Here is a 26232-nt window from a genome sequence, read left to right as displayed (position 1 = left end):
AACATACACCTGTTAATTTGAAGTATAATAAAGAAACGGCAAGACGAACAATCAGTAAAAACGCATTCTCTGTTAACTAACGAACAGTTCCATACTCCATGTCGAATAACGAGGTGAAGAAATTTGTCCCAAGCCATTAAGAAAATCGACCGCCGTGTCGTCCGAAGCAAAATCGCGCTGAAGCAAGCTCTTCTAACGCTAATGTCCGAGCGAGGCTACGATGACGTCTCCATCACGGATATTGTTGAGCGGGCCGATTATAATCGCGGTACTTTCTACACACATTATGAGAATAAAGACGCGCTGCTTAGCGATATGATCCACGAATTAATTGTCGAGCTGCTCAAGTCGTTTCGCGCCCCTTACGAGAATCAAGCGATATTTCGGATAAGCGAGATGAGCGCGAATTCCATCAAGATCTTTGAACACATCCACGAGCACGCCGCTGTTTACAGCACGCTGCTTCAGAGCAATGTCACGACGAATTTGCGGGAGCATATGTTTCAAGCGTTGAAGCAGATTTCGATGGAAGAACTCGTCTATTCCGAGAGCGGCATCGATCCGGATTTGCAGGCTGCGTTCTCGATTCACGCGCTGCTCGGCTTGATTTTTCACTGGGTGGAGAGCGGATTCAACCATTCGCCTGCTCACATGCAAGAGCAGCTCTTCAGGATGATTCATTGGCACCCGACGGAAGCGAAGACAAAGTTGAAATCATGAGCGGCTGCTAAAAAAGGGCACCTCATCCTGAGGCGCCCTTCCAACCAGCGAACTTACTTGCGCTGTACGAACCGCTGCAAAATGCTAAACACCTGCATCGGATCAAACGGCTTCGTCACGTAGAAGTCCATCCCGGCCTCAAGTACCTGCTTATCAACGCCCATCATGGCATCCGCCGTCATCGCGATAATCGGCGTATTCTTCGCAGACGGAATTTGCCTAATTCGCTTCGCGGCCTCATAACCGTCCATGACCGGCATCTGCAGATCCATCAGAATAACATCGAATACCTGCTGCTTCACCTTCTCAACAGCTTCGGCACCATTCTCAGCAACTTCAACAACTATATGCTTGCCGTGCAGAATCTCCTTTACGACGAGCTGGTTGATCTCGTTATCTTCAACGAGCAGAACGCGTGCGTGACTAAGAGAAGCGTAGGTCTCCGCAGCTTCACCTTCTCCTGCGGCAGCAGCTTGGCTGGTGAGAAAATGGTCTTGGAACAGCCCCATCAACTCATTGAACAGATCGGAATGGCTGATTGGATAATAAAGCACCTTCTCGATTACAGAAGACTCCAAGCTTCGGTACAGCTCTGGATCATGGTATGCGGTAATGAGGACGATCACTTGAATCGAACCGGCGAATTCATGCTTGATTCGTTCCGCTAGCGGAATCGCCACCTCGTTCGTTGGTTTCCAATCCAGAATGACAAGGTCATATCGGCCGCCCTCATAATCGATATGCTCGATAATATCAACGCCAGACTCTACTACGGTCACGATAAACTGGAATTGCTCCAGCTGCCCTTTGAGCACGAGCTGCATGTCAGAATCCTCGCAGACGAGCAGCACCTTTAGATATTTCAGCGCATTCGCCGTAGGCATCGAATAGAGCGCGCCAGAGCTATAGCCAAACTTAGCCGTGAAGGTGAAGCTGCTGCCTTGCCCCTGTTCACTAACGACTCCGATCGTACCGCCCATAAGCTCTACGAGATTTTTGCTAATAACAAGCCCTAGGCCTGAACCGCCGTACTTGCGCGTCGTTGACATATCCGCTTGACTGAACTCATGGAATAGCCGCTTCCGCTGCTCCTCCGTAATGCCGATTCCAGTATCGCTAACGGCAAACTGGAGCGTAATTCCGCGCCGGCTCCGCGAAGCCACCGACACTTCGAAGGAGACTTCCCCCTGCTCGGTAAACTTCACAGCATTATTCGATAAGTTGAGGAGGATCTGACTTAGCCGGAACGGATCGCCAACCAGCATTTGCGGTACTTCATGATGAATCGAGAAGTGCAGCTTTAACCCCTTATCATACGCGCGAACACTGATCAGCTTCGACATTTGGCTGAGCACTTCATACAGATCGAAATCAACCTGCTCCAGCACAACCTTCTTGGACTCGATCCTCGAGAAATCAAGGATATCATTAATGAGCGTATTCAGGTTCTTCGCTGATATAAGCGTCTTCTCGACGTACTGCTTCTGCTGAGGCGCGAGCTCCGTTCTCTGCAACAAATAGCTCAGCCCGATGACCGCATTGATCGGCGTTCGAATCTCGTGGCTCATGTTCGCCAGAAACTCGCCTTTTGCACGGCTCGCCTCCTCTGCAGCCATCTTCGCCTCCGCTAGCTGCGCGTTATTGGCAACAAGCTCGCTTGTCCGCTCATCGACGAGCTCCTCCAGATGTTCTTTATATTTCACCAAGGTGCGCTCAGCCCAGAATCTCTTTATTTCCCGAGAAATTAATGAATAATAGAGCGGTATCGCAATGGTATGAAAGAGTGTGAAGGTTACGGCAAAATGCTCCATGTAATAGCGAGACGATTCAGCAGGCGAGAAGAAATAGAACCAAAGCGTAATTTGCAGGCCGATCGCCAAGCTGAACAGCCATATGTATTTATCGAACGCATTCTCTCGCCACTGCTTCACCCGGTGAGCCGCAACGCTTATAAATGCCGTAACAACGAGCGAACCCAGCGGCGTTAACAGTTCCCCGCCCATCGACAACCGATAAAGACCGATACAAAGGGTCGTAATCAGAACGGAGATCGGACCGCCAAACACACCTGATAGAATAATGCTGACATGCCGTACATCCATATGCAGGCCATGCGTGAGATCGAGCGGCTTCTGCATGATTGCAACACCGATGATCGTGAAGATAATACCGGAGAGAATCGGCCGCAGCTTCGGCGAACATTGCTCATAGAACGGATAGATCCATCTTAATAAGAACACATAGGTAACGATAATCGCGCTGCACTGTGCAAAATAAATGAGAAATTCCATCTGTAGGCTCCAATTTGTGCGGAATAAGTTAACTCTCCTGTATGCTACGATTCGATGGTTTGATAGAATCGCTCGCCCGTACGCGGATTAAACCATACCTGCTGCTTAATCCCTGTCGTCGGATCAATGAAGATTTCATCAGTGCGCTGATAACCGCTCGGCGGCTGGTTAGACCTCCGTGCCACTCGTCTGCGGCGATACCCAAGCGTGCCCACTACAGCAAGAATGACGATAAGCAGCTGAATGCCAACATACGCGCTCAGAAAGTAGGACATCGCTTCTCTACTCCTTCTCCGCCACAACCGCCGTGCCGTATGCCACGATCTCCGACATGGTCTGGCCGATCTCTCCCGAGTCAAAGCGCATCATAATAATCGCGTTAGCGCCCATCGCATGCGCATTCTGGATCATCCGGTCAATCGCTGCCTTCCGTGCGTCTTCGATCATTTCCGTATACTCTTTAATTTCGCCTCCAAACAAGCTGCGGATTGAAGCTGTAATGTTCCCGCCAAGCCCTCGGCTCCGTACGACGACGCCAAACGCGTGACCAAGCACTTTCTCGATGCGGTACCCGGCAATCCCCTCTGTTGTCACGACTAACATGGCACGACCTCCAGCAATTTATTTCATATTTTTACATATTGGACCTAACATAGCATGTAAGAATATTCCTTGTCAAAAGAAAAAAAGGACCTTCGGCCTAGTAGCGAAGCTCCTGCTCACGACTGGACAATTCCCCCATGACCGCGCGGTTCAATTGTTATTCAAGTCCGCATCAAGCTGAAGCACATCGTCTTCATCCAGCTCGCTGCCGATCTGCACTTCCAGATATTCGAGCGCCGACAATGCACGTATCGCGTGTTTCGCCCCAGCCGGGATGTGCAGCATGTCCCCAGCTTGCACCTGACGACTGACCGCCTCCAGAATGAACTCCCCTGTGCCGGATAGAATCGTCCAGCATTCCTCACGCTTCTTATGCACGTGATAGCTTGTAGCTTTGAGCGGCAGCAGCTGAATGAATCTTGTCAGCGTCCGGGGCTGCGGCTCCGGCAGCGAATAATGGAGGACGCGGTAGCTGCCCCACCTCTCTTCCCCATACATCAGCCGCTGACCGTCATGACGCAGCGACTTGATTCGGTTCGCCTCCTGCTTGTGTGCGACAAGAATGCCGTCTGCGCTGGCAGCAACAATAATATTCGGTACGCCGATGACATGAATCGGCTGCTGCAATTCATTGACGATGTGCGTACCCGCTGAATCGTCTGAGACAGACCCAGCGCCTATTGTATTCGAGCCGCCCAAGTAATGCGGGAGCACGTTCCAATCTCCTAAGTCCTTCCACCCGCCACGGTAGGGAATAACCGCTGCCGATGCAGCCTTCTCCACAACCTCGACATCGAAGCTTTGCTCGGGAAGCTGCTCGTAGCAGGCAAGCAGATCGTCATATCCCGTGGGCAATCCTTTGCTTGCCATAATATCCAGGATGAATTTGAGCGAAAAGGCGAAAATCCCGCAGTTCCACATCGCATCGTGCTTGATGAGCTGAACGGCTGTCGCTTCGTCTGGCTTCTCTGTAAACTGCTCAATCATCGCATAATCCGCCACAGCGGCGGAATCGGAAGAGGAACCGGAAGAAGAAGCCGCCTGATCCTGCTTCGGAACAATGTAGCCGTATTGAGTAGAAGGATGTCCCGGCTTCACCCCGAGTAAGGCCAGCTCCGCTCCCGACGATGCAAGAACAGAAGGAAACTGGCACAGCGTGCTCAGAAAATCTACATCTGCATACAGATCGGCCGGTATGACGCAGATCGTCTCCTCCATCTCTGCCAGCTGCTTCGCATGCAAATACGCCGCAGCTAACGCAATCGCATGGAAGGTTCCGCGACGATGCGGCTCCGCGATGAACGGGATGCGATTGCCAATATGATGCTGCGTAATTTCCGCCTGTTGCTGATGTGCCACAACGGAAGCGAAGGTCAGCAGTCCGGCTTCCTCCAGCTGCCGGCATACCCGCTGAATCATCGACTCCTTGCCTGCTTCCGCGCTGCCGGCGTTCGTAACGTCCGCAGGAAGCAGCTTCAGGAAGATTTTTGACCTAATCTCATTCGACAACGGCCACAGCCGCTTCCCAGAGCCGCCGCACAGCAGAACAATTCGCAACTTCATGCCCCCCTTCTAAACACGCTCTAGCGTCTCTTTGCAGCCGACTTTGCTTTTCTTGAATAGCCTTTGCGCTTATGGAAGGAGAGCGAGCGATATTTGCGCGAAAGTGTTTGCATCCGTTTCTGCGGCATCTGCGTGATGCTCATATTGAAGCTGCGGTTCAGCGTCTTACGAAGCTGCACGCCCTTCGGATTGCCCGAGTACACGTAGTTCCCGTACGTCTCAAATTCGGAGAAGGCAAACTGCTTCGTGCGGTCCATGCTGCGAATAATAGCCCGGTACCAGCTTGTGCCGTGCTTCGCTGCGATCATGCGCTTCATCCTCCGCAGCTTCGTCTTCTCGAACAGCATATAGTGGGCAACGAGCGATCGTGGCGCGGACCTCTTCTTGCCCATCAGCTTGCGATAGGTGCGAAAATATTCCGGCTGGCTCCAATTGCGGCTGTAAAAGACGGTCTTGCCGCCAGCGGTTCGAAACACATGCGGACGAATGAGCACCGTATCGGCATCAATCGTCAGAAAATATTTGGAGCTGCACAGCTTATCGCCGCCCAGCTTCAGCAGCTGCTGGAACAGCCAGCCCGAACGCTCCCATCGCTTGGAACGGTAGTTGATGTCGCGCTTCGTAATCGGCAGAACGGTGTTCTCGTTCACGAACCGGACGCCTTTGCGCTTGCACATCGCGATGATTCGGGAGCGCTTCGGCGATACGATGAGGATACGGCCGATCGGATGCTTCACTTGTTTGCGGACAGCGTTGATCACATAAGGCAAAGTCGTCAGGTCCTTCTCTATTGCCGGGATGAGCACATCTATCTTTACAGCCAAACCTATCAGCTCCATTGTGCAGTAATGTGATCATCCTATGCTGACAGGCTGCAGATGGAGCAGGCGGTTATGCCTTTGAGAAGATTAAAAAAAATGGGCGGAAGAAGGACGGAATGCGGGCTGAGAGCAGAGAGTGTGACCCGTGGGGATACACTTTGGTGAGAGAAGGGGGTTTAAAGTGGAAAGAGTGGTACTAGGTTACACACATTGGCGGGAAATTAGGCTGAAAAGTGGAAAGAGAGTACCGTAGGTACCTACATTGGTGGAGACTCGGGCGGAATAAAAGAAAGTAGCCAATCTGCTGGACCTCATCGGCGGAATCCTCTCATGATTGGAAATGTGAAGGGGCTGTCCCTTAAGTCATAATGACTTTTGGGACAGCCCCTTTAAATTCATAATAATTGCAGTACTAGATTAGGCCTGTTCAGCTACAGCTACAGCCCCAGCCAGCTTCACGATCGCGCCAAGCGCTGCCTGAATCTCGCGCTCGACCGCATCCGCGACAACATTGGTGTGCGGATCGTACACAGCCGCGAGATCGCTGTCCGCGTAGCCGTCCAGCGCAACGATCGCGCCGGCACGAGCGCCGCGCAGCGAAGCGACAACATAAAGCGCAGCGATCTCCATCTCGACCGCGAGCACGCCTGCTTGCTTGTACTTGCGGTGCGGAACTTCCTCCACGCCCGCGAAGAAGACATCAAGCGAGACAGTCAGCCCTTTCTTGACGATGCCGCCTTGTTCTAGCGCCGAAGCGTAGAGCGCGGACACCACATCGGTGTCGCCGACAGCAGGATAACCGTCAGGCACGAGTCCGCGAGTCAAGCCTTCCGCACGAACCGCCGCAGTGCTGACGATAAGGCTACCAGCCGGATGATCTTCAGAATAGGAGCCAGCAGTACCGACGCGGATCAGCGTCTTCACGCCTGCCCGGATAAGCTCCTCGAAGCAGACAGCCGCTCCCGCCGAGCCAACGCCGTGGCTAGTGACGAGAATGCGTACGCCCTGAATTTCGCCAGTGAACGTACGGTATTCGCGGCTGAAAGCCAGCTCTCTAGTATTGTCGAGCTTCGCTGCAATGAGTGCAGCACGATTCGGATCGCCGCACACAATCGCGTACTCAGCGGCGTCCTCGGTATGAATTTGCAATATCGGCATAAGTGTCATTAGTCAAAATCCACATCCATCCAGAGATCTTCCGGCAGGCCAAGGTCCTCGCCGGAGAACCGTTCTTCACGGAACGGGTCAGCTACGTTATGGAAGCCGTTGCGCTCCCAGAAGCCTGGGCGGTCTTCCTTCATAAATTCGAATCCGCGCACCCACTTCGCGCTTTTCCAGAAGTACAGATGCGGTACAACCAGACGGACCGGGAAACCATGCTTAGGAGTCAACGGTTTGCCATCGAACATGAATGCGAGCATAACGTCATCGCGAATCAGATCTTCGAGCGGCACATTCGTATCATAGTCGTTATCTGCATGAACCATCACATAACGAGCTTCTGGCTTCACGCCAAGGAGCGGCAGCAAGTCTTTGAACAGGATGCCTTCCCACTTCGTATCAAACTTCGACCAGCGTGTCACGCAGTGGATATCGGTAACGACATCCGTTTGGTTCATCGCTTTGAGCTGTTCAAGCGAGAAGGTCAGTTCCTTCTCAACTTCCCCGAACACACGAAACGTCCATGTATCCAGATCATATTGCGGGACTTCGCCCTCATGCAGAATCGGGAATCGCTCAGTAAGTGCCTGACCCGGCGGCAAACGGCGCGCCAGCGCCGGATCCAAATTCGGATCCACTTCTACAACCCTCGCATTCTTCAAACGTTCCGCTTTATTATGCAAGCTGCATTCCTCCCTGCTGCTTTCGATTATCTGGAGCTTTCATTCGCTTTGCGCGCTTCCTGCACATAGCTCTTATTCTTGAAGAAGAACATCATGACAAGCGTCACGACGTAAGGGAGCATATTCGTAAAATTCGTCGGCATCGAGAAGCCCTGCAACCGGATGCTGATCGCATCCATGAAGCCGAACAGCATGCTTGAAGCCGCAACGCCAAGCGGATTCGACTGACCCAGCATCGTCGCCACGAGTGCGATGAAGCCGCGGCCGCTCGTCATGTTCTCCGTGAACATCGTTACTTGGCCAAGCGACAGCTGCGCACCTGCGAGGCCGCATAGCAAGCCGGAGATAAGCACGGCTCCGTATTGAATGCGAGTCACTTTGATACCCAAGCTCTTCGCAGCAACCGGGTTCTCCCCGACGGCAAGCAAGCGGAAGCCTCTAACTGTTCTAAACAAGAAATATTGAAACACGAACACAAGCACGATAGCAAGATAGACAAGCGGCGAATGTCCAGAAAGGACGCCGCCGACCCACGGAATATCCTTGATGAGCGGAATATCAAGCTGCGGCAAGCCTTTCATATCTTTGTCGTAGTATGCGCCTTTTACATGGAAGATCGCCCGCAAGCAGAACGATGTCAGTCCCAGCGCTAGGAAGTTCAGAGATATACCGACGATAATGGCATTCGCCTTCAGATGAATGCTTAAATATCCGAATATGAGAGAAAATAACATCACGCATACGACAGCGAACAGCACAGCCAGCCATACGCTGCCTGTCAAATAGTTGCCGACAATGCCGAAGAAAGCTCCGAAGAGCACGAGGCCCTCAAGTCCAACATTGAACAGTCCTGCACGTGAACAGATCGCGCCGCCAAGCGCGGCCAGCAGGATGGGCGTAACCATCCGCAGCGCTGAGTTGAACAGCGACACATCAAGCAATTGATCCATCTTGAGCCCTCGCTTTCTTGCGTTTAATGAAGGAATAGCTGATCTTCGCCGAGACGAACAAGATAAGCGTCGCTTGGATTACGCTAGCGATCTCCAGCGGCACTTCCGTGTTCCGCTCGACGCCCATGCCGCCGGTTTGCAGCGCGGCTAGCAATAACGCAGCTGCCGCCGTGCCAAGCGGATGGGAACCAGCGAGCAGCGTCGCCATAATGCCGGACCACGCATAGCCCGGCGTCGACAACGAGCCGTCGAGGTAGCGGTATTGCGTGCCGAGCACTTCTACGGCGCCGGCAAGTCCGGCGAAGCCGCCGCTTGCAATCATGCTGTAGAGCATAAGCTTGCCGCGCTGCACGCCGCCGTAAGCGGCAAACAGCGGATTGCTGCCGAGCATGCGCACTTCATAGCCGCTGACCGTAAACTTCATAAATAAGTAAAGCACCACAGCTCCGATGACAGCGAGCAGGAATCCTGCGTGGAGGCTCATGCCGTGGAACAGCTTAGGCAACCATGCGCTGTGCTCAATCATCTTCGTCTGCGCCATCGCCGCCGAGCCGGTATTATCCTTGAGCGGATATGCGACTAGATAACCCGCAAACAGCGATGCAATATAGTTAAGTAGGAGTGTCGTAATGAGTAGATTCATACGGAACTTCGCATCCATCCAGCCCGCGAAAGCAGACCAGATACCGCCTGCAACGATACCGGAGATAATCGCTGCAATCATCTTGACCCAGCCAGGGCCGGGCAGATAGAGTGCTGTAATTGCGGCGCATAAGCCGCCGAGAATCATCTGACCTTCAGCGCCGAGATTGAAGAAGCCAGCGCGGAAAGCAAGCGTTGTGCCAAGACCGATCAGAATGATGGGCGTCGCACGGGACAAGGTATTCGTGAAGAAGTAGAAGCTCCCGAAGGCGCCTTTCCACATCTCGGCATACGTCTGCGAGATGTCGCCGCCAACGATTGCAATTGCAATTGCGCCGATCAACAGGCCAAGTAGGATCGCAATAACAGGCTGAACAAGCGCGCCTAGGCCATTCTTAAGTTTGCTGAAGTTCAATGCCGCTTGCCTCCTGCCATCAATAAACTGATTTGTTCTTCTGTCGCTTCATCCGCCGACAGTTCTCCAACGACCCGTCCTTCGTTCATAACGAGGATGCGGTCGGATAGCTTCAATATTTCCGTCAGCTCGGAGGATACGAGCAGAATCGCACCTTGCTCATCGCGCCGCTTCAGCAGCTCGCCATGAATCATCTCCATCGCGCCGACATCGACGCCTCGCGTCGGCTCGGCAGCGATGAGAAACGGCGTGCCCTGCGCAAGCTCGCGCGCTGCAATCAGCTTCTGCAAGTTGCCTCCGGACAAAAACTGCACTTTTGTATCGAGCGAACCGGTCTTCACCTCGAAGCGCTTCACCCAGCCTTCGACCATCTTGCGGATGCTGCGGCCGCGCATGATACCGGAGCGCTGCTGCTTGCGGGCATGACCCATAAGACCGTTCTCGACGACTGTCGCGTCCTTCGCCGCGCCCCATTGGTAGCGATCTTCGGGAATATGCGCTAGCCCGAGCTCGCGGATCTTCCTCACCGGAGCGCCAGTTACGTCCTGCCCGACCAGCATGACTTGTCCGCTGCTCGCTTCCTGCAAACCGGCAATCGCGCCAATCAGCTGAGATTGTCCGTTGCCCGAGATTCCCGCGACGCCGACAATCTCGCCGGCATGCACCTTGAAGCTCGCACCGTCAACAAGCGGCTTGCCCCGGTCGCCTGGCACGGTGAGCCCTTTCACTTCCAGCACTGGTGCGCCAAGCTTCGGCGCGCTGCGCTCCATCTGCGCCAAATCGCGGCCAACCATCAGCCGCGAGATCTGTTCAATGTCCGTGTGCTTCGCATCAACAACACCTGTAACGCGGCCATCTCGCAGAACGGTGATGCGGTCTGCCACTTCCATAATCTCTTGCAGCTTATGGCTGATGATGATGAAGCTCTTCCCTTGGCTTGCGAGCCGCTTAATCGCAACAAGCAGTTCCTTTACTTCAAGCGGTGTCAGTACGCCAGTCGGCTCATCGAGAATGATGATGTCCGCGCCTTGATACAGCACCTTCAAGATTTCAACCCGCTGCTGGACGCCGAGCGAGCAAGTCTCGACCTTCTGATGCGGATCAACCGGCATGCCGTAGAGCTGAGACAGCTTCTCTACTGCAGCAACTGCCGCTTTGCGGTCAAATCCGTTCCACTTGCTCGGTTCCTGTCCAATGACGATATTCTCTGCCACCGTGAAAGATGGGAAGAGCATGAAATGCTGATGAACCATGCCAATCCCACTTGCTATCGCATCAGCTGGCGTAGCGAAAGACTGCAGTTTCCCGTTCACGTGAATCGTGCCGCTCGTCGGCTTCTCCATGCCGTAGAGAATACGCATCAGCGTGGTCTTGCCAGCGCCGTTCTCTCCGACGAGCGCATGAATTTCGCCTTTGCCAAGCGTGAAATTAATGTCTGTATTCGCCTTTACAGGACCATATGACTTGGATATGTTCTCCATATTCAACAACATGCGGCTGCTCTACTCCTTCCATCTCTATCCTATCAACCCGAAACTACCGGTTCTATAAATGGAAAGAAACCGGCTGCATCATGCGTGCAGCCGGCAACTTCCCTATTATTGAGCTAGCGGGTTCTTCACAACGATTTTACCCGATACGATATCATCTTTGATTGCTTTGAGCTTATCGATGTTCGCTTGACCGATGAATGCGTTAAGCGGAGTTTGGCTGTCGCGCGTTACATACGTCAGACCAACACCATCTTCCTTCAAACCGTAATCAACCGCACCGAATTTGAAGTCGCCGTTCACGAACGATTTTACCGTTTCGTAAGCGACAGTATCTGTACTTTTCAACTGTGCAAGTACAACGTGCTCTGGATCAACGCCCGTGTTGTCGATGTCTTGGCCGGAAGTGTGGAAGCCTTTCTCTTTCGCAGCTTCGAACACGCCAAGGTCGCCTACAGCGGATGCGCCGGCAATGAAGTCAGCGCCTTTGGAGAATTGCAGCAAGGCAAGCTCTTTCGCTTTCGCTGGGTCTGTAAAGCCGCCAACGTAGTTCACGAGCATTTCTGCTTTAGGATTCGTATATTTCAGGCCTTCTTGGAAGCCAACTGTGTATTTCTTCAGAAGCGGAGCGTCGATAGCAACAACCATACCGACTTTGTTCGTCTTCGTCGTAAGACCTGCAGCTGCGCCGAGCAAGTACGAAGCTTCATACTCACGGAATACAACGCTGCGAACGTTAGGCAGATCAACCACTGTATCGATAATTGCGAAAGGCTTGTCCGGGTTCTCAGCAGCAACCTTCTTCAGCGCGTCTTCCGCTTGGAATGTAGCTGTGATAATCAGATCATAGTTCTCAGCAACTGTAGCGCGAAGGTTCTGTTCGAATGCGGCAGGGTCTGTCGATTCGATTGTTTTCACGTCCACGTTAAACTCTTTGCCGGCTTTCTTGAAGCCTTCATCCATCTGTACGAAGAACGCATTAACGCCGATCTTCTCTGGCAGCACGAGCGCAACCTTCTTCTTAGGAGCGTCAGCTGTTGTGTTACCTGCTGCATCGCCACCTGCATTGGAAGTTGCATTCTTAGCTCCATTATTAGAAGCAGAATTATCATTCTTGGAACATCCGACAAATAACGAAGACAATAAAATAAGTGCTACGACTAGCAAAAACCCTTTTTTCATTTCGTTTCTCCCCTACTCTTTTTATCTGATGCGTCTGTGCAAAATCTTATCTACCAATAATCCTACTGGAATTATCGGAATTTGTCAATCCGCGAAAGTTGTCGAAAACAATCACAGCCATGATATTATACCGTCCCGGAAGCCTTACTGGCTATACTTTTTCTACGCTGGAAATAATAACAAGCCTCTTCCGTGTCCGTACACGAAGAAGCCCATCCGTTCAGGCACGAAACAGCAAGGATTGCGATTTGACAACGTCGAAATTATAGGTGCTGGGCTGAGTTCATAGAATCGCATTATTTTGAAGGGAGCGTTGGCTCATGTCACTTCGTCGTCTTGACGAAATTCGGTTGAAGGAAAAACTCTATCATGACGAGTATTACGAGAATGTTAAGTTATTTACCAAAGATACTTGGTTACAGAAGCCTGTTAAGACCGTGATGGATACCTATGATCTGCTAGCTAACAAAACCAATGTTCAAGTGCTCGATTTGGGCTGTGGCGTTGGTAGGAACAGCATACCGATTGCGCAGAGGCTGGAAGGTACGGGGAGTAAAGTGGTCTGCGTTGATTTTCTTGAATCCGCCATTCGCAACCTCGACATCTATGCGCGGGAATTCGAAGTTGCCGACAAGCTGGAGCTGGTCCAATCCGATATAAGCGAGCTTCATGTGAGCGCGGACAGCTATGACTATATCATTAGTGTTTCTGCGCTTGAACATTTGGATTCTCTTGCTACTTTCCAGCGCGTTCTCAAAACTTTGCAGCATGGTACGAAGGATCAGGGCATCCATTGTTTTATCATAAACGCGAACGTTCGGGAGACGGAGATGGATACCGGCCTGGAGCTTCAACCGATGTTCGAAATTTTATTTCAGACGGAGGAGCTACTCGCCACTTTGCGAAACCAATACGCGGGTTGGACGATCTTGAGGGGGAGCGCCTCCGCATATTCGATCGAAATGATGAGAGTTGAGAAGCGAGTTCTTCTGCAAAGCGACGTCGTCACCTGGGTTGCTCGGAATAACGCCTGAAATAGCAGCAAATAAAAAAAGTGCCTAAGAATGAGTCCGGTGGACTCTCCAAGGCACTTTGGTCTATTTATGGAATGACAAGCAGTAAGAAGTTGAACAGCAGCAGCGAGTACAAGAGCAAGTACTTGCCCCAGCGCTTCTTCATGACATCCTTGCCGCGATGGATACGGGACTTCACCGTATTAACGGGAATGTTGTTCATAAGGCTAATATCTTCCATCGACATCTCCAGCACGTAGCGCTGATAGACGACGGTTCTGTACTTCTCCGGCAGCTTCGCAATGACCTCCGTCATCTTCGACGCCAGCTCGCGTTCAATCACTTCGCCTTCCGGAGAGAGCGAGGAGTGCGGAATGACATCGTGAAGAGACAAATTCTGTTCGGAATGAGCGGTAACGGGTTGATCCAGCGGCAGCGGCGGTGTTTTGCGGCGACGCAGTAAATCAAGACAGACATTCTTGGCGATATGAAAAATCCAGGTTGAGAATCGTTTGTTCTCATCGAAGCGGTTCAGGTTCAAATAAACCTTCAGGAACGTTTCCTGCACGACATCCTCGACATCTGTCTTGCTGCGAAGAATCTTATGAGCCATTCTAGACAGCTTATCCTTGTACAGCTCGACCAGTGTATTGAAGGCCGTCTCATCGCCTTGCCTCGATAACATTACTAATTGCGCCTCATTCACGGCAATTCTCCTTTGCCACCCGTCATCCAACTTACTCCCTTTTATTATAACAGGAAAAACAAGAAACGCATCTGTAAAAGCATGCTTTTTTGTGTCGATTCCGTATATACCTGCGTTGAAGCACAATTTAATTGGTTAACCTTGTACGATTAGCGCGCTATACTATTGTTCACTTTGTATACCTTGTATCATTACATATCAATTATTTCACTACTTTTATTTTGGTAGTGGGTGGCGCATAATGGGACGGGAACTGGATTACTCGTGCTTAATCTTACATGGACACGGAGGACGATTACATATGACTAGACCAATACCGCTTCAGCGCCGCGGCATTCCAGCAAGCCAGCTTGTACTTGGCTGCATGAGACTTGGCGGGGACTGGAATGCAAGCAGTCCGATTACGGCTGAGCATTATAAGGAAGGACATGCAGCGCTTGATGCCGCGCTCGAAATCGGCATTAACATGTATGACCATGCCGATATCTATACAGCTGGCAAGGCTGAGCGCGTGTTCAGCCAAATGCTGAAGGAGCGTTCGGATCTTCGCGAGCAGATCATTCTGCAATCGAAGTGCGGCATTCGCTTCGGTGACGAGCATTCGCCGCACCGGTTTGATTTTACGGAAACTCATATTCTGAACAGCGTTGACGGCATTCTAGAGCGCCTTGGCACGGAATATCTCGACATTCTGCTGCTGCACCGCCCGGATCCGCTCGTTGAGCCGGAAGATGTGGCAAGCGCGATCCAGAAGCTGAAAGCATCCGGCAAAGTCCGCCACTTCGGCGTCTCGAATATGAGCCAAGGCCAGATCCGCCTGCTGTCGGCTTATACCGACGAGCCGTTCATCGTGAACCAGCTGGAGATGAGCCTGCACAAGCTCGGCTTCCTCGACACAGCGGTAAGCGTCAATCAGGACGCATGGCGCAGCAACGTGTTCCCGGAAGGCACGATGGAATATTGCCGCCTCGAGAACATTCAGCTGCAATCTTGGGGCCCCCTCGCTCAAGGCCGCTATTCCGGCGGCTCGCTGGAAGGGCAAAGCGAGAGCGTCGTGAAGACGGCGAAGCTCGTCGCGGAGCTGGCCGAGAAGCACGACACGACGAAGGAGTCGATCGTGCTCGCATTCTTGATGACGCATCCGGCAGGCATTCAGCCGGTTATCGGCACGATCAACCCGCAGCGTATCCGCGCCTGCAAAGACGCGGCGACGCTTCGCCTCTCGCGCGAGGACTGGTACACGCTGTACGTCGCATCGCGCGGCGTTGCTTTGCCATAATGGAGAGAAGAGAAGAGCCGGCCTTGGGGGCCGGCTCTTTTTTTGTTTGCATTGGGGCACGTGATGTTGGGAGCTAGGCGCAGACGCGGGGCGTGCGCTGGGCGCAGATGTTCGCTAGGCTCGGGAACGGACGGCGGACGGTTGTTTGGGATAATGTGTGGTACTAGGTGACACTCTTGCTCAGAAAACCGGCTGTTTGAGCTAATGTGTGGTACTGAGTGACACTCTTGCTCAGAAATCCGGCTGTTTAAGCTAATGTGTGGTACTGAGTGACACTCTTGCTCAAAATTCCAGCTGTTTAAGCTAATGTGTGGCACTGAGTGACACTCTTGCTCAAAATTCCAGCTGTTTAAGCTAATGTGTGGCACTGAGTGACACTCTTGCTAAGAAATCCGGCTGTTTACGCTAATGTGTGGTATATAGTACCTCTCTTCAACTAATCTCGTCTAATCACACCAATGAAGGGTCCCCGCTACCCTTCTTACTCGAAAATTAGCACAATTGAGACAATTTAGAGTACTACCTACTCCTCTTTAGCTAATTTCCCGCTTATTGCGCCAATGAAGGGTACTGGATACCCTTTTCGCTCAATCGTCTCTTCAACTAACTACACTAAGCTACCTAGCGCAATCCGCTCCCTCACCCTGTAGCCCCGGCTCCCTTCTTCCGGATATGCTCCCAATTCGGCGGCAGCTCGTAGTCCGCGAGATGCTCGTAGCTCACCACTTTTACACGACTGAGATTGTCGACAGTCAGCACAATTCGATCCTTCCCTACGCTGAGGTGCGGTCCGACATAGGGCTGGATCGTCACGGTCACATCAATGCACGATGATTCATATGTATACGCTAATTCGTTGCCACCTAAGAAAGGCGCGACCATCGGCGGCTCGGTTAATATGTGCCGATAATACTTCTCGACCTCCGCTCGAATAACCGGATTCAGCAGCGTAAGGACAAGCCTCTGACATGGCTCCTCTGAACGCTTGGCCTGCGCTCGCGGCTGCATGAAGCCGACTAGCAACATCACTACCATCCCAATCACAACAACTCGATAAATCATCAGCTCTCCACCTCTTGATCTGCATGCACGATTATCACTAGCTTTGCCCCGCACCCATCAAAAAAGACGCAATCTTACCAAGTAAGATCGCGCCTGTCGCAGGAATATACTTATGTCGTGCCGGCTGTAGCAACGCCGTTAAATACAGCAGGGCCTGACAGCAAGAATTGGAATGCAATCGATAACGGATTGTCCACGCTGATGAACATCGTGTAACGAATCTGACCCGTCGCTACCGCAGCTGCAGGAGGAAAATCGCCAATACTAACACTAAGCGGAGCAATCGTCGTCTGTGCAATACCAACCGAAACAATCTCTTCCAGTATCACAGTTCCCGTACCCGCCGTGCCTGTACCGCCACGTTCAACCGTAATCGTTATCGATGCCGAGAGATCCGGAATCTCTGTCGGTTCTGGCGAAAACACCTTAACGACTCCCACCGTCCCCGTGAGCAGCGCACGAACGTTGCCAACGTTGAAAGGAGACACGCCCGCCGTTTGCAGCCCGATATCGCCTATTAACAACGGTTCATCCGTCAACGCGGTTGTACCGCCGCTCTCATCGGAGTGAACCGATATCCGCATGTCCAAAAATTGATTCGCCATACTTAACCACCTCCCTATCGTTTCCCTATATGTTATGAACGCCCGCTGGTAGATGAACTAGATGAGTGCACATTTTTGAGAGAGAGGAATAGCTGAAGCGGTTAGCGAATTGATGTAGGAGTTGATAATGTTACCAAGAGAGGTGCAGCGATGCCTAGAATAAAAATCCCCCGTTAAGCCACAGATACCGGATGCGCGCTGCGTGCCCGAGGCCCGCCTACTCTCATATGCGCCAGCTAGCACACAATAATGAGAGGAACGGTGATTGGCATGTGGCCATCTGTTGTCGATTGGCAAATGTTGCGTTTTGGAGTTGAGATTGAATTCGTAGGAGGCAAGCCGGAAGAGCTTGAGCTGCTGCCAGGCTGGATCATGTCGCTCGATGAGCACCAGCTGGATGAGACTGGCGCGAAGTCGGGAAGCGAGCTCAAGCCTCCTCCGATGTTGTGGTCGGATAAGGAGCAGATTCGCATCATGCTGGAACGGCTCAAAGCGCAAGGCGCATCCGCCAATTGGAGCTGCGGCCTGCATGTGCATGTGGGGATCGAGCCATGGGGACAGGAGGCTGTGCTTCCCATGCTGGACGCTGCCCTGCTCTATCAAGAAGCACTGGCGCAGCTACTGCAGATGAGCGAGCACCGGCGGATCTACTGTCCGCCTGTCACGAAGGAGATGCGAGAGCGCTATGTGGCGGAGCCGTGCGAAGAGGCGGTTCGACATCACGGCCGCCCGCAATCCCATCGGTGCGGCATCAATACGGCGGCATGGTTCGATATCGGAACGGTCGAAATCCGCTATGCCAATGGCAGTCTCGAGTATGACGAGGTGCTGAATACGATCGAGCTTTGCTTGCGTTTTGTCGCTGCGGTCGGAGCGGGCACTCCGCTGCCGGACAAAAGCGATCCGCTTGAGCTGGCGGCAGCGCTTCGCGCACCTGCGAGCGGATATCCCGCTCCTGCGCCAGCACCGCAGTGGCATCTGGAACGGATGTGGCTCGAGGATGCGCTCATCCCGGTTCTGGAGCCCCTTGTTCAACAGCTCGTCCCCGGCGGTGAGGTGCACGATATCCTTCCCGTCGCTGACGGGCTGATGCTCACCATCGAAGACTCCGGTGGGAAGCCTCACCAATATGTGTTAGAGCCGCCGACATCCGGTTGGACGGTGAAGCGCCAGCTCGCCTAGCCTAATTAGGGGCTGTCCCATAAGTCATTATGACTTATGGGGCAGCCCCTTCTCTTTTCCATATTGAGACGTTAGTCCCATATTTTGTTGCCGCTTTCATTTATCTAAGGTATGCTGGAATTAGCTTGGTATAACTTGGATACTATGGCGCGAAGGATGGGGATACATGCAATATTGGCAGTCCGTTCGCTTCAAGATCGTATTCGGTTTTCTACTGATGATTGCGCCTATGGTGCTCTTTCTCGTCTACAACAATGTGTATGCGACGAATGTAGTGCGTGACCAAATATCGCTGCACTACAACAACCTGATGGAGCAGCAGGTCAAGAATAACGACGCCATCCTCCAGGAAACGATGCGTTATCTGTATCGCATGCAAGGCGACCAGGATATTCAGACGATACAGACGCTGTCTCTCGCCTACGACGATTCGGATTATACGATGGCGAAGATGGAGCTGACTCGGCGCTTCCTGCTTGATACCGGCTACTACAATAAAGTCGATACTTTCTTCGTCTACTCCCGCAAGGATGACGACATGTTCTTCTCCACGCAATACAGCTTCCACTTCGCCGAGGTACAAGACGCTTTGCTGAATTACACCACCAAGCTGGCCTCGAAGGATTTGCCTGAAGAAACGCAGCGCTGGGAGCGCTTCTCCATTCCTAACGACACGAACTATCTCATTAAAACCGTCGATCTTGGCTCCGGCGTCTATATAGGGGCACTGGTGCAAATTGACCGTTTAAACGAAGAACTCAGTAAATTTGACGTAGGTCCCGACGGGGCGACGTTTGTCGTTGATCCGGCAGGCAATCCGCTCACGAACTCGCCGCTGCCTGTCGTTCAAGAATCGGTCGTGCATAACGATATCGTGGAAATGACCAAGCAGGGCCGAACGACATGGAACCAGAATCATTTTCTCGTCATCACCCAGCCTTCGGCAATATCGGATATTCACTACATGATCGTTCTCCCCGAAACGTATACGCTCAAGAACTTGCCGTATTTTCAAAAAATGCTGTATATCTGGATCCCTCTGACCGTTGCCATCGTTCTCTCTTTCTATTGGCTGTTCCTGCAGAAAGTGATGTTCAAGCCCCTGGTCGCTCTCGTCCGAGGCATGCGGAAGCTGGGACAAGGGATATTCAACGTGCGGCTTCCGGTTGGCCAAGGTAACAGCGAATTCGACTTCATGTCGAGCACGTTCAACTTAATGGCCGAACAGATCGAGAAGCTCAAAATCGACGTGTACGAGGAACAGCTCCGCGTCCAGAAGGCTGAGTATAAACATCTCCAGATCCAAATCAATCCTCATTTCTATATGAACAGCCTCAATATCATTTATAATTTGGCCGCACTGAAGGACTACAAATTAGTGCAGAAGATGAGCCTGCATCTGGCAGACTACTTCCGTTTCTTGATGCTCGGGCATCGGACGATGGTTGCGCTGGAGGATGAAATCCGGCATATCGAGCATTACTTGGAAATTCATAAGATCCGTTACGTGACGAAGCTGGAATACGAAATTCATGTGCTTCCCGAGCATTTGCAGGTAGCCTTATCCCCTCTGCTGCTGCAGCCTTTCGTCGAGAATTCGGTCATTCACGGCTTCAGCAAGAAGGTTCAAGACGGCAAGCCGTTCCGTATCTCCATATCCTCAAGCGAGGATGAAGAGAAGCCGGATCAATTCCTCATGCTGTCGATAGCGGACAACGGCCCTGGTTTTCCCCCGGACTTTCTGGAGGGCTTGCAAAACGACGAGCATTTAGATGGAGAAGGCGAGCATCATCTCGGGATCTGGAACATTCTGCGCCGCTTCCGCATGCTGTACGGCGATGAAGGCGGCATTGCTTTCTTGAACGGCGAGTCCGAAGGAGCAATCGTCCGGATGCGACTGCCACTTCGCGGGACGAACGCATTTGAAGACAGGCAAAGACCGGGGCAGGAGCAAAGATACTAACATTGTTCGCAAACTCAAACTCTTACGCAGGCGAAAGGGGACTGTTCTCATGGTTAACATGCTTGTCGTCGACGATGAAATCTACGCACTGAAAGGCATTACGCAAGGCATCGACTGGAGCGATTTGCCGATCCACAAGATCTGGGAAGCCGAGGATGCAGCCCGGGCGATACAGCTGCTGGAGGAGCATCCGGTGGATCTCATCATTTCCGATATTGAAATGCCCGGTCTGAATGGACTGGAGTTGCTTCGCTGGACGCGGGATAACCGCCCGCACGCGCTAACCCTCTTCCTTACGGGACATGCGAGATTCGATTACGCGCAGGAAGCGCTGCATAATGGCTGCTTTGACTACCTCCTGAAGCCTGTCGATCACGATGCCTTGAAAGAAATTGTGAAACGCGCTTTGGCCGAGATTGAGCTGCGAAGAGAACAACAGCATTTTGAGGAGATTATTGATTTCAATCGGCGACAATGGAAGAACCAGCTCCCCATCCTCGTGGAGAGGTTCTGGCAGGAGCTTCTATCCGGCCGCGTCCGTCTGTCTCCAGAACGGCTGAATCGACAATTCGAATACTTCAATATTCCCTTAAGTGAAGGCAGCAAGGTTCTGCCTGTTCTGCTCAGCATTGAACAATGGGATATCGAGCTGGATGCGCGCGACGAAAGTATTATGGAATACGCTTTGCGTAAATCAGCAGCGGAGATCATCTTAGGGGAATGGCCGGGCACGGTGCTGCAAGACCGTAACGAGCTGAACATGGTATTGCTTTACTTGAACGAAGGCGATACCGCAGATCGCGCTGCTTTGCTTCGGAGATGCAATGAATATGTGCAAGCCTGCCAAAGTTATTTCCATTGCAGAGTTTCCTGTTATGTGGGCGAAGACTCTGGGCTAGGCGGGCTTGTCAGCTCGATTGAGCGGCTGCAGCAATTGGAGCGGTCCAATGTCTCCGCACCGCAGTCCGTCCAGGACGCAGCTTCGCGCGGTAATGAAATGAACGGTGCAGGCGCGGGCATTCAAATTCCTTCGTTCGCGGATTGGGGAGCGCTGCTCGATAATGGCGGTTATGAACAGCTCGGCATGCTGCTCGAAGATACGTTGAAGCAATGGCAGAGCGAGCAGGCTAACCGCGAAGCGCTTGAGCTGTTCCAATACGGCATGCTGAGCATGCTGTATCGCGTCGCTTATCGTAAGGGATTCTCCATCTACGATGTTTACACAGCCAGTGAATTGAAAGAGTATCAAGTTCCGCGAAATTCGCTTCAGCTGCTGGCGTGGGCCGCCAAGATGATCTATAAAATGGGACAATCCATCGCTGAGCGCCCGCGCGACGCTTCCGCCGTCATCGCGAAGGTTCAATCGTATATTCAGGAGCATCTGCATACGGAGCTGACCCGCGACGACATCGCTGCTTCCGTCTACCGCAACCCGGCTTATTTGTCTCGTCTATATCGCAAAGAAACAGGGATTTCCCTATCGGACTACATCACGGAGATCCGCATCGAACGCGCGAAACGATATTTAATCGAAACGAACGATAAAGTAAGCAACATTGCGGAAGAGGTTGGCTATGTCCACTTCTCCTATTTCGCCAAGCTATTTAAGAAGATGACAGGCTTATCCCCTCAGGAGTATCGCAAAATGCATCAAATTCTACATTAGTCACAACGATGCTAGACTTCCCCTCGAATGTCACTACAGTGCTATGTCAGTCACCGCAGTAGATAGATGCCTATACTCCCCCTCCTTTACAATAAAGGTACAAGAGAAAGAAAGGATGGTGATGGGGTGACGCCAACTACGGAAGCTGCGGAAGCCGCCAAGAAGACCTTAGTGCCGAGATCCCGGACCAAACAGAACATCGGCTATTGGAGGAGATTTGGTCCTTTCTATATCATGATGGCTCCGGCTCTGCTTGTGCTGCTGCTGAACAATTACATTCCCATGATCGGCTCCTTGATCGCCTTTAAGCAAATTGAATATACGGCCGACAGCTTCATCCAAAGCTTCCTGGACAGCAAATGGGTCGGCCTTGCCAACTTCGACTACTTGTTCAGCACGACCGATGCTTGGACGATTACCCGCAATACGCTGCTCTACAATGCCGTCTTCATCTTCTTGAACCTGGTCATTGGCGTTACGTTCGCCCTCCTCTTCAATGCCATGCGCAATCGAAGATTGGCGAAGTTTCACCAGTCGGTTATGTTCCTTCCCTACTTTCTTTCGATGGTCGTCATCTCCTATCTTGTATACGCTTTCTTAAATCCGGACATCGGTATTCTGAACAAGATGGTGCTTCCATGGTTCGGAATTGAACCGATCGATTGGTACTCGGAGCCGAAGTGGTGGCCGATCATTCTTCCCCTCATTAATACTTGGAAAGGGATCGGGTATTACGCGGTCATCTTCTTGGCAGCGATTATTGGAATTGACCAAGAGTATTATGAGGCAGCAACGATAGACGGCGCTTCCAGATGGCGCCAAATCCGCAGCATTACGCTCCCGTTGATTCGCCCGGTCATTATCATTCTGACCCTGCTTCAGATCGGCCGCATTTTCTACTCCGACTTCGGCCTATTCTTCCAGGTAACTCGCAATTCAGGCATCCTCTACGATACAACGCTCGTCATTGATACCTACGTCTACCAAGGCTTTATCGTAAGCGCCGATATCGGCATGTCTTCCGCGGCCGGCTTGTATCAAGCACTCGTCGGGTTCGCGCTGGTGCTGCTGTCAAATTTGGTCATTCGTCGGGTCAGCAGAGACGATGCATTGTTCTAAGGGGGGCTTGTAAATGGCTGAGGTGGTAGCTGATGCAGTGGCAAAGCGGAAAAAGCACTTTAATGAGATCGCAAGCTTGCCAAACTTTCTAATCAACGGGTTCTTCTGGTTCTACACGATTCTTTGCATCCTCCCTCTGCTTCTCGTAATCGCGGTGTCATTCTCAGACGAGAACTCCGTATTGGTCGACGGCTATAAGCTGTGGCCCGAGAAGTTCAGTATCTCAGCTTACGACTTCCTTCTCAGCGACTGGGCGAGCATCGCCAGATCGTATGGCACTTCCCTCCTCGTCACGCTAGCCGGAACGCTAATCGCGCTGATTACGATGTCGCTCTATGCGTATCCGATATCCAGACAAGACTTTCCTCATCGCAAAACATTCTCTTTCATCATGTTCTTCACGCTTCTGTTCAATAGCGGACTTGTTCCTTTCTATCTGCTGTATACACAAGGCTTGCATCTGCGGGATAACTTGTGGGTACTCATGATTCCGATGTTCGTTCAGCCGTTCTTCGTCCTGCTTATTCGTACCTTCTTCACTCAGTCCGTGCCATCTGCGCTCCTGGAGTCTGCGAAGATCGACGGCGCCGGCGAATGGCGCATATTCGTCCAAATCGTTCTGCCGCTCTCGCTTCCCGTCCTTGCGACCGTCGGCCTGTTCTGTACGCTGAACTACTGGAACGACTGGTTTCTTAGCTTGTTGTTCATCAATGAAGATACGCTCTATACGATCCAATTCCGCATGTATCAGGCTCTGCTCGATATCACATTCCTGAGCGCCAACTCAACCGCCTACTCGGCGATACTGGCTCAGAATCCGGACTATCAGCTGCCCACGGAAACGGTGACCATGGCGATGGCCGTTGTCGGTATCGGCCCTATCGTGTTCGCCTACCCGTTCTTCCAACGATTCTTCATCAAAGGATTGACTGTCGGTGCGATTAAAGGGTAGGCGGCAGACGGTTACTAGTCGTATTAACGAACGGCTCGATCCGGTTCCATCCGGTTGAGTATACATCGCACTTAAATAATAAGGGAGGCACTACCACATGTTCCTAGGAAAAAGAAAGCTGGGAAGAAACATCTCTCTCCTTGTAGGGGCTAGCCTAGTTTTATCCGTAATACCGGTAGCGAGCGCCGCATCCAGCAGTTCACTTGCGCCATACAAGCTGACTTTGTACTATCCTGGCTCTCCGGCGAAGGATGAAGCTAAGATTGAAGCGAGAATGAACACGTACTTAAAGAGCAAAATCAACGCGACGATCGACCTGCTCCCAATCGATTGGGGCCAATGGGACAGCAAAATGAACTTGCTCAAAGCAAGCCGCGAGCCGATGGATATTATTTTTACAGCACAGTGGAACGGTCATGCGAACGACGTCGCTAAAGGAGTGTTTCTGGCGCTCGACGATTCCAAAGGACCATCCGGCAACTTGCTCGCACAATATGGCAAAGACATTACCCGGACCCTTGATCCGGCATTCCTGAAAGGTTCTAAAGTAAATGGCCATAACTACGGCGTTCCGACGAACAAAGAATTAGCTGCCCAAGGCGGCGTCATCTACCGCAAAGATATCGCTGATCGGCTCGGCCTCACCTCGCAGCTGAACAGGGTCAAATCCGTAAAGGATCTCGGTCCAATTCTGGCTTCGGTCAAGAAGAAAATGCCGAGCATAACACCGCTATTCCTGCGTGACGGCGATAACTTCAACTCCCACTATTTCATGCAGCAGGATTACCTCGGCGATACGACGATCGAAGGACTAATCCGCAAAGACGGCACTAGCACGAAAGTCATTACGAGATTTGATGATAAGCAGTATATGGATCAGCTGGCATTAACCCGCAGCCTCTTCAAGAAAGGATATATCAATAGAGATGCCGCAACGACGCAGCTGTCCGGCCAAGATGCCTTGAAGAAAGGCAATGTATTCATGATCGTCGCTTCGCTGAAGCCAGGGAAAGATGCCGAGGTCGCAATCGCTGCAAACTTGGCTGGCAAGCTGAAACAAATTAACATGACGGACCGCACCGTATCGACAGGCGAAACAGCGGGCTCGATGCTCGGTATTTCCTCTACGTCCAAAAATCCAGCTCGCGCGATGATGTTCATCAACCTGCTCCACTCGGACAAATACTTAAACAATCTGCTTAACTTCGGCATTGAAGGCACGCATTACAAGAAACAATCCGGCGAAATCATTAAGCCGGGTCCATCCGCAGCGAATTACAATCCAGGTGCGACATGGATGTTCGGCAACCAGTTCTTGAACTATGTTTGGAATACGGAAGCTCCGGACAAATGGGCGCAATTCAAAGCCTTCAACAAAGGCGCGAAGCTGTCGCCAGCGCTTGGCTTTACCTTCAACGCTCAGCCGGTGAAATCGCAAGTGGCCGCTCTCGTTACCGTCCGCAGCAAATATATCGCCGGACTGGAAACAGGCGCAATCGACCCGTCGAAAGCGAAGGACTTCCAGAAGAAAGAGATCGCGAACGGGCTCGATAAAGTGCTTAAAGAGAAGCAGAAGCAATTAAATGCGTTCCTGCGATCGAAGTAAACGCGCGAACAGTGTAAAGCGGACCATGGCGGGTTGCCGTGGTTCGCTTTTGTTTTCTATGCCCAATCCCCGCCACCTCCGGGTCGGCGGGGCTGGGGGATACGATGGATGCAGGTGGATTTCCGCTAATGAAGTCCACCAGACTAGCTTCTTTCGCTCACATCGTCGGTTTTCCACTAATGTAGTCCACTAAACCAGCTTCTTTCACTCTCATTGTCGGTTTACCGCCAAAGTAGCTACCTACGGTACTCTCTTTCACCATTTCCGCTGGGATTCCGCCAATGTAGATCCCTACAGTACTCTCTTTCCCCATTTCGGCTGGATTTCCACCAATGTAGATCCCTACGGTACTCTCTTTCGGCTTTCCGGACTCTATTCCACCAATGTAGCTACTTACGGTACTCTCTTTCGATTTTCTAGCCATTTTCCCGCTAATGTGCATCCCCACGGGTCACTCTTTCGTCTCTCTAGCCAATTCCTCGCTCATGTGTATCCTCACGGGTCACTCTTCCGGCTTTTCGACCCATCTCCCGCCAATGTATATCCCCACGGGTCACT

General features: G+C 52.0%; 24 protein-coding genes. 9 read left to right on the top strand and 15 right to left on the bottom strand.

All coding sequences use genetic code 11. The features are described from left to right. Positions 1 to 123 precede the first annotated feature (123 nt). On the top strand, positions 124 to 720 hold the full coding sequence (locus AC0YNX_RS25510) for a TetR/AcrR family transcriptional regulator (RefSeq protein ID WP_475818511.1): 597 nt from the start codon (positions 124 to 126) through the stop codon (positions 718 to 720). A gap of 53 nt (positions 721 to 773) precedes the next feature. On the opposite strand, the gene AC0YNX_RS25505 is transcribed toward AC0YNX_RS25510, so the two are convergent. From AC0YNX_RS25505 to AC0YNX_RS25455, 11 genes are all read right to left on the bottom strand, one after another. After that, positions 774 to 3011 (bottom strand): response regulator, encoded by a 2238-nt coding sequence (locus AC0YNX_RS25505; protein WP_475818510.1) that lies wholly within the window; start codon positions 3009 to 3011, stop codon positions 774 to 776. 44 nt (positions 3012 to 3055) lie between these two features. After that, positions 3056 to 3286, bottom strand: coding sequence for a hypothetical protein (locus AC0YNX_RS25500; protein WP_475818509.1), 231 nt, complete (start codon positions 3284 to 3286; stop codon positions 3056 to 3058). 7 nt (positions 3287 to 3293) lie between these two features. Continuing rightward, positions 3294 to 3614, bottom strand: a complete 321-nt coding sequence (locus tag AC0YNX_RS25495) for a heavy metal-binding domain-containing protein (RefSeq protein ID WP_475818508.1) — start codon at positions 3612 to 3614, stop codon at positions 3294 to 3296. Between the two features lie 150 nt (positions 3615 to 3764). After that, positions 3765 to 5171, bottom strand: a complete 1407-nt coding sequence (locus AC0YNX_RS25490) for a sugar phosphate nucleotidyltransferase (RefSeq protein ID WP_475818507.1) — start codon at positions 5169 to 5171, stop codon at positions 3765 to 3767. Positions 5172 to 5197: 26 nt separating this feature from the next. Then, positions 5198 to 6001, bottom strand: a complete 804-nt coding sequence (locus tag AC0YNX_RS25485) for a DUF6492 family protein (protein WP_475818506.1) — start codon at positions 5999 to 6001, stop codon at positions 5198 to 5200. Positions 6002 to 6415: 414 nt separating this feature from the next. Further along, positions 6416 to 7165, bottom strand: coding sequence for a nucleoside phosphorylase (locus tag AC0YNX_RS25480; protein ID WP_475818505.1), 750 nt, complete (start codon positions 7163 to 7165; stop codon positions 6416 to 6418). After that, positions 7165 to 7842 (bottom strand): sulfite oxidase-like oxidoreductase, encoded by a 678-nt coding sequence (locus tag AC0YNX_RS25475; RefSeq protein ID WP_475818504.1) that lies wholly within the window; start codon positions 7840 to 7842, stop codon positions 7165 to 7167. Before AC0YNX_RS25475 ends, AC0YNX_RS25480 begins: the two co-directional genes overlap by 1 nt. Before the next feature lie 26 nt (positions 7843 to 7868). Continuing rightward, entirely contained in the window at positions 7869 to 8792 is a 924-nt protein-coding gene (locus tag AC0YNX_RS25470; protein ID WP_475818503.1) for an ABC transporter permease, read from the bottom strand. After that, complete coding sequence (locus AC0YNX_RS25465; RefSeq protein ID WP_475818502.1) at positions 8776 to 9849, bottom strand: ABC transporter permease; 1074 nt, start codon at positions 9847 to 9849, stop codon at positions 8776 to 8778. Before AC0YNX_RS25465 ends, AC0YNX_RS25470 begins: the two co-directional genes overlap by 17 nt. Beyond that, positions 9846 to 11342 (bottom strand): ABC transporter ATP-binding protein, encoded by a 1497-nt coding sequence (locus tag AC0YNX_RS25460; protein WP_475818501.1) that lies wholly within the window; start codon positions 11340 to 11342, stop codon positions 9846 to 9848. Before AC0YNX_RS25460 ends, AC0YNX_RS25465 begins: the two co-directional genes overlap by 4 nt. A gap of 105 nt (positions 11343 to 11447) precedes the next feature. Continuing rightward, entirely contained in the window at positions 11448 to 12521 is a 1074-nt protein-coding gene (locus AC0YNX_RS25455) for a BMP family lipoprotein (RefSeq protein WP_475818500.1), read from the bottom strand. Positions 12522 to 12841: 320 nt separating this feature from the next. Between AC0YNX_RS25455 and AC0YNX_RS25450 the strand changes: the two genes are divergently transcribed. After that, positions 12842 to 13555, top strand: a complete 714-nt coding sequence (locus AC0YNX_RS25450) for a class I SAM-dependent methyltransferase (protein WP_475818499.1) — start codon at positions 12842 to 12844, stop codon at positions 13553 to 13555. Positions 13556 to 13622: 67 nt separating this feature from the next. Here the strand turns inward: AC0YNX_RS25450 and AC0YNX_RS25445 are convergent, their stop codons facing one another. Then, the gene (locus AC0YNX_RS25445; RefSeq protein WP_475818498.1) at positions 13623 to 14219 is read right to left on the bottom strand and encodes a sigma-70 family RNA polymerase sigma factor; all 597 of its coding nucleotides are present in this window, start codon (positions 14217 to 14219) and stop codon (positions 13623 to 13625) included. A 322-nt stretch (positions 14220 to 14541) separates the two neighbouring features. On the opposite strand from AC0YNX_RS25445, the gene AC0YNX_RS25440 reads away from it, so the two are divergent. Continuing rightward, positions 14542 to 15519: an aldo/keto reductase gene (locus AC0YNX_RS25440; RefSeq protein WP_475818497.1), complete on the top strand. Its 978-nt coding sequence runs from the start codon at positions 14542 to 14544 to the stop codon at positions 15517 to 15519. A 639-nt stretch (positions 15520 to 16158) separates the two neighbouring features. Here AC0YNX_RS25440 and AC0YNX_RS25435 read toward each other — a convergent pair. Both AC0YNX_RS25435 and AC0YNX_RS25430 read right to left on the bottom strand, forming a co-directional pair. Continuing rightward, complete coding sequence (locus AC0YNX_RS25435) at positions 16159 to 16581, bottom strand: DUF3888 domain-containing protein (RefSeq protein WP_475818496.1); 423 nt, start codon at positions 16579 to 16581, stop codon at positions 16159 to 16161. A gap of 110 nt (positions 16582 to 16691) precedes the next feature. Continuing rightward, complete coding sequence (locus AC0YNX_RS25430; RefSeq protein ID WP_475818495.1) at positions 16692 to 17186, bottom strand: hypothetical protein; 495 nt, start codon at positions 17184 to 17186, stop codon at positions 16692 to 16694. Positions 17187 to 17435: 249 nt separating this feature from the next. Here AC0YNX_RS25430 and AC0YNX_RS25425 point away from each other — a divergent pair, with 249 nt between their 5' ends. The 6 genes from AC0YNX_RS25425 (at position 17436) to AC0YNX_RS25400 (ending at position 25674) form a co-directional block, all read left to right on the top strand. Continuing rightward, complete coding sequence (locus AC0YNX_RS25425) at positions 17436 to 18368, top strand: amidoligase family protein (protein ID WP_475818494.1); 933 nt, start codon at positions 17436 to 17438, stop codon at positions 18366 to 18368. Positions 18369 to 18534: 166 nt separating this feature from the next. After that, positions 18535 to 20331 carry a cache domain-containing sensor histidine kinase gene (locus AC0YNX_RS25420; RefSeq protein WP_475818493.1) on the top strand — a complete coding sequence of 599 codons (1797 nt, stop codon included), beginning with the start codon at positions 18535 to 18537 and terminating at the stop codon, positions 20329 to 20331. 49 nt (positions 20332 to 20380) lie between these two features. After that, entirely contained in the window at positions 20381 to 21997 is a 1617-nt protein-coding gene (locus AC0YNX_RS25415; RefSeq protein WP_475818492.1) for a response regulator transcription factor, read from the top strand. Between the two features lie 126 nt (positions 21998 to 22123). Next, positions 22124 to 23116 (top strand): ABC transporter permease, encoded by a 993-nt coding sequence (locus tag AC0YNX_RS25410; protein WP_475818491.1) that lies wholly within the window; start codon positions 22124 to 22126, stop codon positions 23114 to 23116. Positions 23117 to 23129: 13 nt separating this feature from the next. Further along, the gene (locus AC0YNX_RS25405) at positions 23130 to 24068 is read left to right on the top strand and encodes a carbohydrate ABC transporter permease (protein WP_475818490.1); all 939 of its coding nucleotides are present in this window, start codon (positions 23130 to 23132) and stop codon (positions 24066 to 24068) included. A gap of 97 nt (positions 24069 to 24165) precedes the next feature. Continuing rightward, entirely contained in the window at positions 24166 to 25674 is a 1509-nt protein-coding gene (locus AC0YNX_RS25400) for an ABC transporter substrate-binding protein (RefSeq protein ID WP_475818489.1), read from the top strand. Positions 25675 to 25831: 157 nt separating this feature from the next. On the opposite strand, the gene AC0YNX_RS25395 is transcribed toward AC0YNX_RS25400, so the two are convergent. After that, a complete protein-coding gene (locus tag AC0YNX_RS25395) occupies positions 25832 to 26098 on the bottom strand; it encodes a hypothetical protein (RefSeq protein WP_475818488.1) in 267 nt (88 codons plus the stop codon). Positions 26099 to 26232: the final 134 nt, after the last annotated feature.

This window comes from Paenibacillus sp. J31R98, from assembly GCF_056269245.1.
This window is presented reverse-complemented; position numbering and strand designations above follow the sequence as displayed.

Bases quoted from the DNA above. Each gene is read 5' to 3' on its own strand.
- AC0YNX_RS25505 (WP_475818510.1), bottom strand. From the start codon at position 3,011: ATGGAATTTCTCATTTATTTTGCACAGTGCAGCGCGATTATCGTTACC.
- AC0YNX_RS25500 (WP_475818509.1), bottom strand. From the start codon at position 3,286: ATGTCCTACTTTCTGAGCGCGTATGTTGGCATTCAGCTGCTTATCGTC.
- AC0YNX_RS25495 (WP_475818508.1), bottom strand. From the start codon at position 3,614: ATGTTAGTCGTGACAACAGAGGGGATTGCCGGGTACCGCATCGAGAAA.
- AC0YNX_RS25480 (WP_475818505.1), bottom strand. From the start codon at position 7,165: ATGACACTTATGCCGATATTGCAAATTCATACCGAGGACGCCGCTGAG.
- AC0YNX_RS25470 (WP_475818503.1), bottom strand. From the start codon at position 8,792: ATGGATCAATTGCTTGATGTGTCGCTGTTCAACTCAGCGCTGCGGATG.
- AC0YNX_RS25460 (WP_475818501.1), bottom strand. From the start codon at position 11,342: ATGTTGTTGAATATGGAGAACATATCCAAGTCATATGGTCCTGTAAAG.
- AC0YNX_RS25455 (WP_475818500.1), bottom strand. From the start codon at position 12,521: ATGAAAAAAGGGTTTTTGCTAGTCGTAGCACTTATTTTATTGTCTTCG.
- AC0YNX_RS25450 (WP_475818499.1), top strand. From the start codon at position 12,842: ATGTCACTTCGTCGTCTTGACGAAATTCGGTTGAAGGAAAAACTCTAT.
- AC0YNX_RS25445 (WP_475818498.1), bottom strand. From the start codon at position 14,219: ATGTTATCGAGGCAAGGCGATGAGACGGCCTTCAATACACTGGTCGAG.
- AC0YNX_RS25440 (WP_475818497.1), top strand. From the start codon at position 14,542: ATGACTAGACCAATACCGCTTCAGCGCCGCGGCATTCCAGCAAGCCAG.
- AC0YNX_RS25435 (WP_475818496.1), bottom strand. From the start codon at position 16,581: ATGATTTATCGAGTTGTTGTGATTGGGATGGTAGTGATGTTGCTAGTC.
- AC0YNX_RS25430 (WP_475818495.1), bottom strand. From the start codon at position 17,186: ATGGCGAATCAATTTTTGGACATGCGGATATCGGTTCACTCCGATGAG.
- AC0YNX_RS25425 (WP_475818494.1), top strand. From the start codon at position 17,436: ATGAGAGGAACGGTGATTGGCATGTGGCCATCTGTTGTCGATTGGCAA.
- AC0YNX_RS25420 (WP_475818493.1), top strand. From the start codon at position 18,535: ATGCAATATTGGCAGTCCGTTCGCTTCAAGATCGTATTCGGTTTTCTA.
- AC0YNX_RS25415 (WP_475818492.1), top strand. From the start codon at position 20,381: ATGGTTAACATGCTTGTCGTCGACGATGAAATCTACGCACTGAAAGGC.
- AC0YNX_RS25405 (WP_475818490.1), top strand. From the start codon at position 23,130: ATGGCTGAGGTGGTAGCTGATGCAGTGGCAAAGCGGAAAAAGCACTTT.
- AC0YNX_RS25400 (WP_475818489.1), top strand. From the start codon at position 24,166: ATGTTCCTAGGAAAAAGAAAGCTGGGAAGAAACATCTCTCTCCTTGTA.
- AC0YNX_RS25395 (WP_475818488.1), bottom strand. From the start codon at position 26,098: ATGGCTAGAAAATCGAAAGAGAGTACCGTAAGTAGCTACATTGGTGGA.